Source organism: Brevundimonas sp., from assembly GCF_041919755.1.
Taxonomy (GTDB): Bacteria; Pseudomonadota; Alphaproteobacteria; order Caulobacterales; family Caulobacteraceae; genus Brevundimonas.
In genome coordinates, this window is record NZ_JAYRTD010000006.1 from 177,695 (window position 1) to 186,398 (window position 8,704).

7 protein-coding genes and 2 tRNA genes are annotated in these 8,704 nt (G+C 66.1%); 5 read left to right on the forward strand and 4 right to left on the reverse strand.

From position 1 onward, the window contains the following. Window positions 1–6: 6 nt before the first annotated feature. Complete coding sequence (locus tag ACE3TH_RS09875) at window positions 7–912, reverse strand: enoyl-CoA hydratase-related protein (protein ID WP_374599581.1); 906 nt, start codon at window positions 910–912, stop codon at window positions 7–9. A gap of 62 nt (window positions 913–974) precedes the next feature. Further along, entirely contained in the window at window positions 975–2,582 is a 1,608-nt protein-coding gene (locus tag ACE3TH_RS09880) for a carboxyl transferase domain-containing protein (RefSeq protein ID WP_374599582.1), read from the reverse strand. Between the two features lie 152 nt (window positions 2,583–2,734). Between ACE3TH_RS09880 and ACE3TH_RS09885 the strand changes: the two genes are divergently transcribed. Together ACE3TH_RS09885 and metG are read left to right on the forward strand one after the other, a co-directional pair. Continuing rightward, a complete protein-coding gene (locus tag ACE3TH_RS09885) occupies window positions 2,735–4,081 on the forward strand; it encodes an MATE family efflux transporter (RefSeq protein WP_374599583.1) in 1,347 nt (448 codons plus the stop codon). A gap of 177 nt (window positions 4,082–4,258) precedes the next feature. Continuing rightward, window positions 4,259–5,965, forward strand: a complete 1,707-nt coding sequence (gene metG, locus ACE3TH_RS09890) for a methionine--tRNA ligase (protein ID WP_374599584.1) — start codon at window positions 4,259–4,261, stop codon at window positions 5,963–5,965. 51 nt (window positions 5,966–6,016) lie between these two features. On the opposite strand, the gene ACE3TH_RS09895 is transcribed toward metG, so the two are convergent. Both ACE3TH_RS09895 and rlmB read right to left on the reverse strand, forming a co-directional pair. Beyond that, entirely contained in the window at window positions 6,017–6,856 is an 840-nt protein-coding gene (locus tag ACE3TH_RS09895) for a TerC family protein (protein ID WP_374599585.1), read from the reverse strand. 50 nt (window positions 6,857–6,906) lie between these two features. Beyond that, window positions 6,907–7,824, reverse strand: a complete 918-nt coding sequence (rlmB, locus tag ACE3TH_RS09900) for a 23S rRNA (guanosine(2251)-2'-O)-methyltransferase RlmB (RefSeq protein ID WP_374599586.1) — start codon at window positions 7,822–7,824, stop codon at window positions 6,907–6,909. Between the two features lie 147 nt (window positions 7,825–7,971). Between rlmB and ACE3TH_RS09905 the strand changes: the two genes are divergently transcribed. From ACE3TH_RS09905 to ACE3TH_RS09915, 3 genes are all read left to right on the forward strand, one after another. Next, window positions 7,972–8,055 (forward strand) — tRNA-Tyr (locus tag ACE3TH_RS09905). Window positions 8,056–8,128: 73 nt separating this feature from the next. Next, window positions 8,129–8,202, forward strand: a tRNA-Gly gene (locus tag ACE3TH_RS09910). A 48-nt stretch (window positions 8,203–8,250) separates the two neighbouring features. Next, window positions 8,251–8,704 (forward strand): GTP-binding protein (locus ACE3TH_RS09915; RefSeq protein ID WP_374599587.1); only part of this gene is annotated, 454 nt, incomplete at its 3' end.

Sequence of the window (8,704 nt, forward strand, 5' to 3'; positions counted from 1 at the left end):
CCAGCTCTACTGCGCCCAGGTCGGCTTGCGCCTCTCCAGGAAAGCCCGGACGCCTTCCTGTCCCTCGGGCGAGACGCGGGCGCGGGCGATGCGTTTGGCGGTCTCTTCCATCAGGCCGTGGTCGATCTTCTGGCCCGCGACGTCGTTGACCAGACGTTTGGCGTCGCCCATCGCGCCGGGCGCATTGCCGCTGAGGCTGTCGGTCAGCATGGAGATGAACTCCTCGATCGATCCCTCGGGCAGGACCATGTCGATCAGCCCGGCGTGGGCGGCGTAGTCGGCGTCGAAGATGTTGGCGGTCAGGAACAGCTGGCGCGCACGGCGGCTGCCGATGGCCTCGACGACATAGGGGGCGATGGTCGCGGGGATCAGGCCCAGCTTGACCTCGGAAAAGGCAAAGCGCGTGCCCTCGACGGCTACGGCCATGTCGCAGGCGGCGACGATGCCCGCCCCGCCGCCCATGGCCGCGCCCTCGACCAGGGCCACGGTCAGGGCCGGGATGTCGTGCAGGGCCTTGAGCATCTTCGCCAGACCCATGGCGTCGTCGCGATTGTCGCTCTCGCTCCAGCGGGCGGCGTCGGCCATCCAGGCCAGATCGGCCCCGGCACTGAAGGTGCCGCCCGCACCGCGAATGAAGACCACCCGCACATTGTCCGCGCCATGCAGGGTCTCGAACGCCTCATACAGAGCCGCGATGGTGGCGGCATCGAAGGCGTTCTTCTTGTGCGGCCGGTTGATGGTCACGAAGACGGTGCCGTCCACGGTCGAGTCGATCTGGACCAGATCGTCGTTGGCATCCGGTGCCGGGTCGGCCACCAGGGGATGGGCGATCGAATTGATCTCGGCCGCCTCGGCATCGGTGATGTCGAGCGCGTTGAGGTCGGGGTCGGTGGGCGTGGGTTTGTCGGTCATAGGAGGCCTAACGCTTCAATCGTGATCCTTCTCCCGTCATTGGAAGAAGAGTGTCCTGCAGCTTACATTCTGAACACGCCGAAGGTCGTGTCCGGGATAGGAGCGTTCAGCGAGGCACTGATGGCGAGACCCAGGACATCGCGCGTCTGGACCGGGTCGATGATGCCGTCGTCCCACAGGCGGGCAGTGGCGTAGTAGGGGTTGCCCTCGTCCTCGTATTTCTGGCGGATCGGGGCCTTGAAGGCCTCGGCCTGATCCTCGGTCCAGGTGTCGGCGTCGCGGTGGACGGTGGCGAGGACGGAGGCCGCCTGTTCGCCGCCCATGACGCTGATCCGGGCATTGGGCCAGGTGAACAGGAAGCGCGGATTGAAGGCGCGGCCGCACATCCCGTAGTTGCCGGCCCCGAAGCTGCCGCCGATCAGGACGGTGAACTTGGGCACCTCGGCACTGGCGACGGCGGTGACCAGCTTGGCGCCGTGTTTGGCGATGCCTTCGGCCTCGTACTTGCCACCGACCATGAACCCCGAGATGTTCTGCAGGAAGACCAGCGGGATCTTGCGCTTGCAGGCCAGTTCGATGAAGTGCGCGCCCTTCACGGCAGCCTCGGAGAACAGCACGCCATTGTTGGCCAGGATGGCCACCGGATAGCCCCAGATGCGGGCGAAGCCGCAGACCAGGGTAGTGCCGTACAGAGCCTTGAACTCCTCGAACTCCGAGCCGTCGACGGTGCGGGCGATGACTTCGCGCACATCATAGGGGGCGCGCACGTCGTCGGGGATGATGCCGTACAGTTCTTCCGGATCGAGCACGGGCGCGCGGGGCTCGCGCACGTCCAGCGGCATGGGTTTGACGCTGTTCAGATGGCCGACGATGTCGCGCACGATCTCCAGCGCATGCTCGTCGTTCTCGGCGACATAGTCGACGACTCCGGAGCGGCGGCCGTGGGTCTCGGCCCCGCCCAGTTCCTCGGCACTGATGATCTCGCCGGTGGCGGCCTTCACCAGCGGCGGGCCGGCCAGGAAGATCGTGCCCTGGTTGCGGACGATCACCGTCTCGTCCGACATGGCCGGAACATAGGCCCCCCCGGCGGTGCAGCTGCCCATGACGCAGGCGATCTGTGGGATGGCCTTGGCGCTCATCCGTGCCTGGTTGAAGAAGATGCGACCGAAGTGGTCGCGGTCGGGAAAGACCTCGGCCTGGTGCGGCAGGTTGGCCCCGCCGGAATCGACCAGATAGACGCAGGGCAGGTTGTTCTGCTCGGCGATCTCTTGCGCGCGCAGGTGTTTCTTGACCGTCAGGGGGAAGTAGGCCCCGCCCTTCACCGTCGGGTCGTTGGCGACGATCATCACTTCGCGGCCAGAGACGCGGCCGATGCCGCAGATCATGCCGGCACCGGGCGCCCCGTCGGGGTCCTTGGAATCGCCATACATGCCGTTGGCGACCAGTTGGCCGATCTCCAGAAACGGCGAGCCGGGGTCCAGCAGGCGTTCGACGCGGTCGCGCGGCAATAGCTTGCCGCGCGAGACGTGGCGGTCGCGCGAGGCCTGTGATCCGCCTAGCGCCGCCTTGGCGACCTTGTCGCGCAGTTCGGCAGTCAGGGCAGTGTTGTGGGCGTGCAGGGCCTTGAAGGCGGCGCTGCTGGTATCGATCAGGGACGTCAGCTTGGGCATGCGATGGGTTTAGGGCGGTTGAGGCGGCGGGGGAAGCGGTTCACCTCGCCATTCGCCTGACGCGAACGGGGAGGTAAGCAATCAGCGCTCCTTATATGACTGCATGAAACCCTGTTGACCCCGCTCAATCCCCGTGGCCTTAGCCGCGTCCCATGTTCACCCTGAGCCTTCAGACCCGTTCGACCCTGCGCGACCTGCTGCATCTGGCCTGGCCGGTGGTGCTGGCGCGGATCGGGATCATGACGATGGGGCTGACCGATGTGATCGTGGTCGGCAACTATTCTGGGATCGAGCTGGCCTACAGTTCGCTGGCCCTGGCCCCGACGGCGATCATCGTGACCACGGCGGTCGGGCTGATGATGGGGGTGCAGGTCCTGACGGCCCAGTATCTGGGCGAAGGCCGGCGGGCCGAGGTCGGGGGCGTGCTGAGGCGCGGCGTCGTCTATTCGCTGCAGATCGGGATCGTCTCCATGCTGGGCCTGATCCTGGTCGGGCCGTGGGCCTTGCAGAACATGGGCCTGGCCGACGGGCTGGGAGAGGGGGCCTCGCCGGTGCTGATCGTCTTTGCCCTGTCCATGCCCGGCTATCTGGTCAGCGTGGCGGCGCAATTCTTTCTGGAGGCGATGAACCGGCCGCGTGCCGGCATGTGGGCCATGTGGGTGGCCAACGGGATCAATCTGGCGCTGAACCTGCTGCTGGTGCCGGACCTGCTGGGGATCGGCGTGCATGGTGCCGTCGCCTCGGCCTGGGCGACCTTCTTTGCGCGGACGTCGCTGGCAGTGTTTCTGATCGTCTACATCGTTCGCCTGCCCGAGGCACGGGCGCTGGGCATCTTCAACAAACCCAAACGCGACCCGGTCGCCGAGCACGAACAGCGCAAGGTCGGCTATGGCGCGGGCTCCAGCTATTTCATCGAGGTCGGGGCATTTGCCGCCATGACCTTTATCGCCGGACAGCTGGGCGCGATCGAGACCTCGGCCTGGACCATCGTGCTGAACGTCTCGGCCATCGTCTTCATGATCCCCATGGGCATGTCGTCGGCGACGGCGGTGCTGGTGGGCAAGGCCTACGGTGCCAACGACGGGCGCGGGGTGATGCGGGCCGGGCTGGTCGGGCTGGGCGTCGTGACGGTGCTCAGCCTTTTGGTGGCGTTTCTGGTCTGGCCGACGGCGGGGCTGATCGCCAGCGCCTATAATCGCGATCCCGTGCTGCTGGCCGTCGTGGTTCCGGCCCTGATCCTGGCGACGCTGTTTTTCGTGGCGGACGCCATTCAGGTGGTCGCGGCCTCGGCCAACCGGGCGGCGGGCGATGTCTGGTGGCCGACGATCATGCATTTCGCGGCCTACAGCCTGATCATGATGCCGGTCGGCTGGGTGCTGGCCCACCGGATCGGCGTGGACGGCTTGGTCTGGGCCGTGATCATCGCCAGTCTGGTGTCGTCGGTGCTGCTGACGGGACGGTTCGTGCGGGTGGCGCGGCGACTGCCCAAGGCTGCCTAGCTACAGTGCGTCCGTTTCTGACGCAGACCTCGTGCAAGGTGCCGGTCGTCGAAGCGGAGCGACCGGCCATGTGGACCGAGTGGACTCAGTGGACTGTGTTTTAATGCGCCGACGGCGAGGTGACGTCGGTGGTCGCGCCCTCTATATCCGTCGCCTTCCCCAAGATACTGGATACCCATGGCTCGCATCCTGATCACCTCGGCCTTGCCGTACATCAACGGCATCAAGCATCTGGGGAATCTGGCGGGCTCCATGCTGCCGGCAGATGTCTATGCGCGCTTCAAGCGGGCCCAGGGACATGAGGTCCTCTATATCTGCGCCACCGACGAGCATGGCACCCCGGCCGAGCTGGCCGCCGCCGCCGCTGGTCAGGACGTGCGGACCTATTGCGACGAGCAGCACGAGATCCAGAAGGCGGCGGGTGAGGCCTTTGGCCTGAGCTACGACTGGTTCGGCCGGTCCTCGAATGCGCCCAACCAGCGCCTGACCCAGCATTTCGCCAGGGTTCTGGAAGAGCGCGGCCTGATCGAGGAACGCGTCGACCGGATGATCTATTCCGTCGACGACGCGCGCTTCCTGCCCGATCGCTACGTGGAGGGGACCTGTCCGCACTGTGGTCATGTCGGCGCACGGGGGGATCAGTGCGACAACTGCGGGCGTCTGCTGGACCCGACGGACCTGATCGATCCCTATTCGGCGGTATCCGGGTCCCGGAATCTGGAGGTGCGCGATACGCGGCACCTCTATCTGTTGCAGACCAAGTTGGCGGACGACATCCGGACCTGGATCGATTCCAAGAGCGACTGGCAGCCGCTGGCCAAATCGATCGCCTACAAGCATCTGGACGAGGGTCTGATCGACCGAGGCATCACGCGCGATCTGAAATGGGGCGTGCCGGTGGTGGGGCCCGACGGCGGCCCGCGTCCGGGCATGGAGGGCAAGGTCTTCTATGTCTGGTTCGATGCCCCGATCGAATACATCGGCGCGACCGAGGAATGGGCTGATGCGACGGGCCGGACTTGGCGCGACTGGTGGCGGACGGACGAAGGCGCCGACGACGTCCGCTATGTCCAGTTCATGGGCAAGGACAACGTCGCCTTCCACACCGTCAGCTTCCCGGCGACCATCCTGGGCTCGGGCGAACCGTGGAAGACGGTCGACACCCTGAAGGCCTTCAACTGGCTGAACTGGTATGGCGGGAAATTCTCGACCAGCCAGAAGCGCGGCGTCTTCATGGATCAGGCGCTGGAGTTGCTGCCTGCCGACATCTGGCGCTGGCATCTGACCGCCTATGGCCCCGAGCATTCGGACGCGGCCTTCACCTGGGAGCAGTTCCAGTCGACGACGAACAAGGACCTGGCCGATGTGCTGGGCAATTTCGTCAACCGCATCGTCAAGTTCGCCGAGAGCAAGTTCGGCGGCGTCGTGCCGGACGACGGTGAGTCGGGGCCGCTGGAGGCCAAGCTGGAGGCCGACATGCGTGCCGGCATCGCCGAGGCCACGGCCCAGTTCGAGGCCATGGAGTTCCGCAAGGCGGCGGCCGCCCTGCGCGCCGTCTGGGTGCTGGGCAATGAGTATCTGCAGGAAGCGGCACCCTGGACGGCGTTCAAGACCGACATCGAACGCTCGGGCGTCGCGGTGCGTACCGGTCTGAGCCTTGTGGCTCTGTTCGCGCGACTAGCCGCGCCGGTCATGCCGGAGACGGCGGCCAGGATCGCAGCCACGGTTGGGGCGACGGATCTGAGCTGGCCCGACGTTGATGCACCTTTGCTGGACCAGCTGCCACGCGGTCAGGCCGTGGCCGCCGCCGCCGTGCTGTTCACCAAGATCGAGGACGGCCAGGTCGCGGAATGGTCGGAGCGGTTCGGCGGCAGCGACAGCTGATTCCGACCAGGACGCCAATAAAAAAGGCCCGGAGTGATCCGGGCCTTTCTCTTATTCGGGGGCGGGCACCGGGGGGGTAACCGGTGGAGCCGCAGACGGCTGCGGTGTCGCCGGGGCGGGCAGGGCGCTGTCTTCGGTGCGCACGCCCTTCAGATATTTGGCCTCGTCCTCGGGCGTGATGTCCAGCCAGGCGGGGGCGGCGGCGTTGAACTCGGCCATGCGGTCGGTGCGGACGATGACCGAGCGGGCACCGTCCCAGATCATGTGCAGGGCGACGTACAGGACGATGATCAGGCCGACGTAGCCGATCCAGCGGTGCTTGGTCAGCAGCTTGGCGATGAAGGTCGCGGCCACACCCATCAGGGCGATCGACAGCACCAGGCCGAAGACCATGATCCAGGGGTGTTCGTGCGCCGCGCCAGCCACGGCCAGCACATTGTCCAGCGACATGGTGACGTCGGCGATCATGATCTGGAGCAGGGCCGCGCCGAAGGTCTTGCGCTTGATGCCCAGCTCCTCGGGCGAGGGTCCGCCACCGTGCTCGATCTGCTGGGCCAGCTCCAGCTCGCGCTGGGCCTCGGCCTGGTCGTGGGTGGCTTGTTCGCGCAGCTCGCGCCACATCTTCCAGCAGACCCACAGCAGCAGCACGCCGCCGGCCAGCAGCAGGCCGACGATGGCCAGAAGCTGGACTGTGATCAGGGCAAAGCCGATCCGCATCACGACGGCGGCGGCCAGGCCGATCAGAATGGCCTTGCGGCGCTGTTCGGCGGGCAGGGCGGCGGCGGCAAGGCCCACGGCCACTGCATTGTCGCCGGCCAGGACCAGATCGATCATCAGCACCTGACCGAGGGCGGCCAGGGCGTCGGCGGAGAAGAGTTCTGCGAATTCCATCCGCGCTCTCTAGCGGGGCGCGGCGAACGCGCCAAGGGGATTGGCAGCGGCTATGACTGTGTCTGCTTCTTCGACGCTTCGTAAAGTGCGACGGCCGCCGCATTGGAGACGTTCAGGCTCTCGAACCCGCCGGGCATGGGGATTTTCGCCAGGGTGTCGCAATGTTCGGCGACCAGGCGGCGGATGCCGTCGCCTTCGGAGCCCATGACCAGGACGGTGGGACGGGCGTCGAGCGCTTCCTCCAGCGTCTGCTCCGCTGAGCCGTCCAGGCCGACGGCGCGCCAGCCCATATCGGCCAGGGTCTCGAGCGCGCGGCTGAGATTGGTCACGCGGGCGCATGGCAGACGCTCGGTTGCGCCGGCCGAGGCCTTGGCCAGGGCACCGGCCAGGGCGGGGGAGTGGCGATCCTGCACGACAATGCCCTTCGCGCCGAACGCCAGAGCCGAGCGGAAGATGGCTCCGACATTCTGGGGATCGGTCAACTGGTCCAGCATAACGATGACGCCGCCGTCACCGGCAATGTCTTCGAGCGCGACGCCCTCCAGCGGCTGGACCTTGAAGGCCAGACCCTGATGCACGGCACCGGGCGGCAGCATGCGGTCCAGCGCCTGGATATCGATGATCTCGATCTTGTGGCCGTGGGTCAGGTCGCCCTTCGTCAGCTCTGCGGCGCGGTCCTCGGTCGCCAGCAGACGGCCCATACCCTTGCGCGCCGGATTGGCCAGGGCCGCCAGCACGGGATGGCGGCCCCAGACGAAGTTGTCGGCGTCGGCCTTGGCTCGCGAGGGGCGGGGGCGCGAATCGAACGGCTTGGGCGTCGGATTGGGATTCCAGCCACCACGGTCCGGACCGGCCTCGCGCGGGGGCCTGGCCTCCTTGCGGGGCCCGTCGGCACGGGGTGAGGAGCTCTTTCCGAAGGTCGGTTTTTTACCCGATTTCCGGTCGTTGCGTTCTGGATTTCTCGACACTATAAGACGCCCTCCGATTTGGAGCCCTGAGGGCTTTCGGGTCTGGCGCCCCTCCTAAACCAGGCGACGCAAGACACGTAGAGCTTTTGTTGCGTCCGAGGCCGAAAGGCATGAGGACGCATCGGTCCGACGGTTCGAAAACGCGCTGGGGGAATGTCCCGAGTGGCAAAGGGGGGGGACTGTAAATCCCCTGCGTAAGCTTCGTAGGTTCGAGTCCTACTTCCCCCACCACGCGCTTTCGAACGACGAACCGGTCCCCATATCGGGTCGGCTGCCGAGGCTGAACCGCCGAGGCGGTCTCCGCGCGGGTATAGTACAATGGTAGTACAGCAGCCTTCCAAGCTGAATATGTCGGTTCGATTCCGTCTACCCGCTCCAATATTTTGACGAACCAATCCGCCCGCTGGCGGTCAAGGAGATTTGGCCATGGCCAAGGAAAAGTTCGAACGCACCAAGCCGCACTGCAACATCGGCACGATCGGTCACGTTGACCATGGCAAGACGACGCTGACGGCGGCGATCACGATGACGCTGGCCAAGGCCGGTGGCGCCAAGGCGATGAACTATGCCGACATCGACGCCGCGCCGGAAGAAAAGGCCCGCGGCATCACGATCAACACCGCGCACGTGGAATATGAGACGGCCAACCGTCACTATGCCCACGTCGACTGCCCCGGCCACGCCGACTATGTGAAGAACATGATCACCGGTGCCGCCCAGATGGACGGCGCGATCCTGGTGGTGTCGGCCGCCGACGGCCCGATGCCCCAGACCCGCGAGCACATCCTGCTGGCCCGTCAGGTCGGCGTGCCGGCCCTGGTGGTGTTCATGAACAAGGTCGACCTGGTCGACGACAAGGAACTGCTCGAGCTGGTCGAGA

What these genes read in the sequence shown, in the direction of transcription:
- ACE3TH_RS09875 (WP_374599581.1), bottom strand. Translation starts at nt 912, where the DNA reads ATGACCGACAAACCCACGCCCACCGACCCCGACCTCAACGCGCTCGAC.
- ACE3TH_RS09880 (WP_374599582.1), bottom strand. Translation starts at nt 2,582, where the DNA reads ATGCCCAAGCTGACGTCCCTGATCGATACCAGCAGCGCCGCCTTCAAG.
- ACE3TH_RS09885 (WP_374599583.1), top strand. Translation starts at nt 2,735, where the DNA reads ATGTTCACCCTGAGCCTTCAGACCCGTTCGACCCTGCGCGACCTGCTG.
- metG (WP_374599584.1), top strand. Translation starts at nt 4,259, where the DNA reads ATGGCTCGCATCCTGATCACCTCGGCCTTGCCGTACATCAACGGCATC.
- ACE3TH_RS09895 (WP_374599585.1), bottom strand. Translation starts at nt 6,856, where the DNA reads ATGGAATTCGCAGAACTCTTCTCCGCCGACGCCCTGGCCGCCCTCGGT.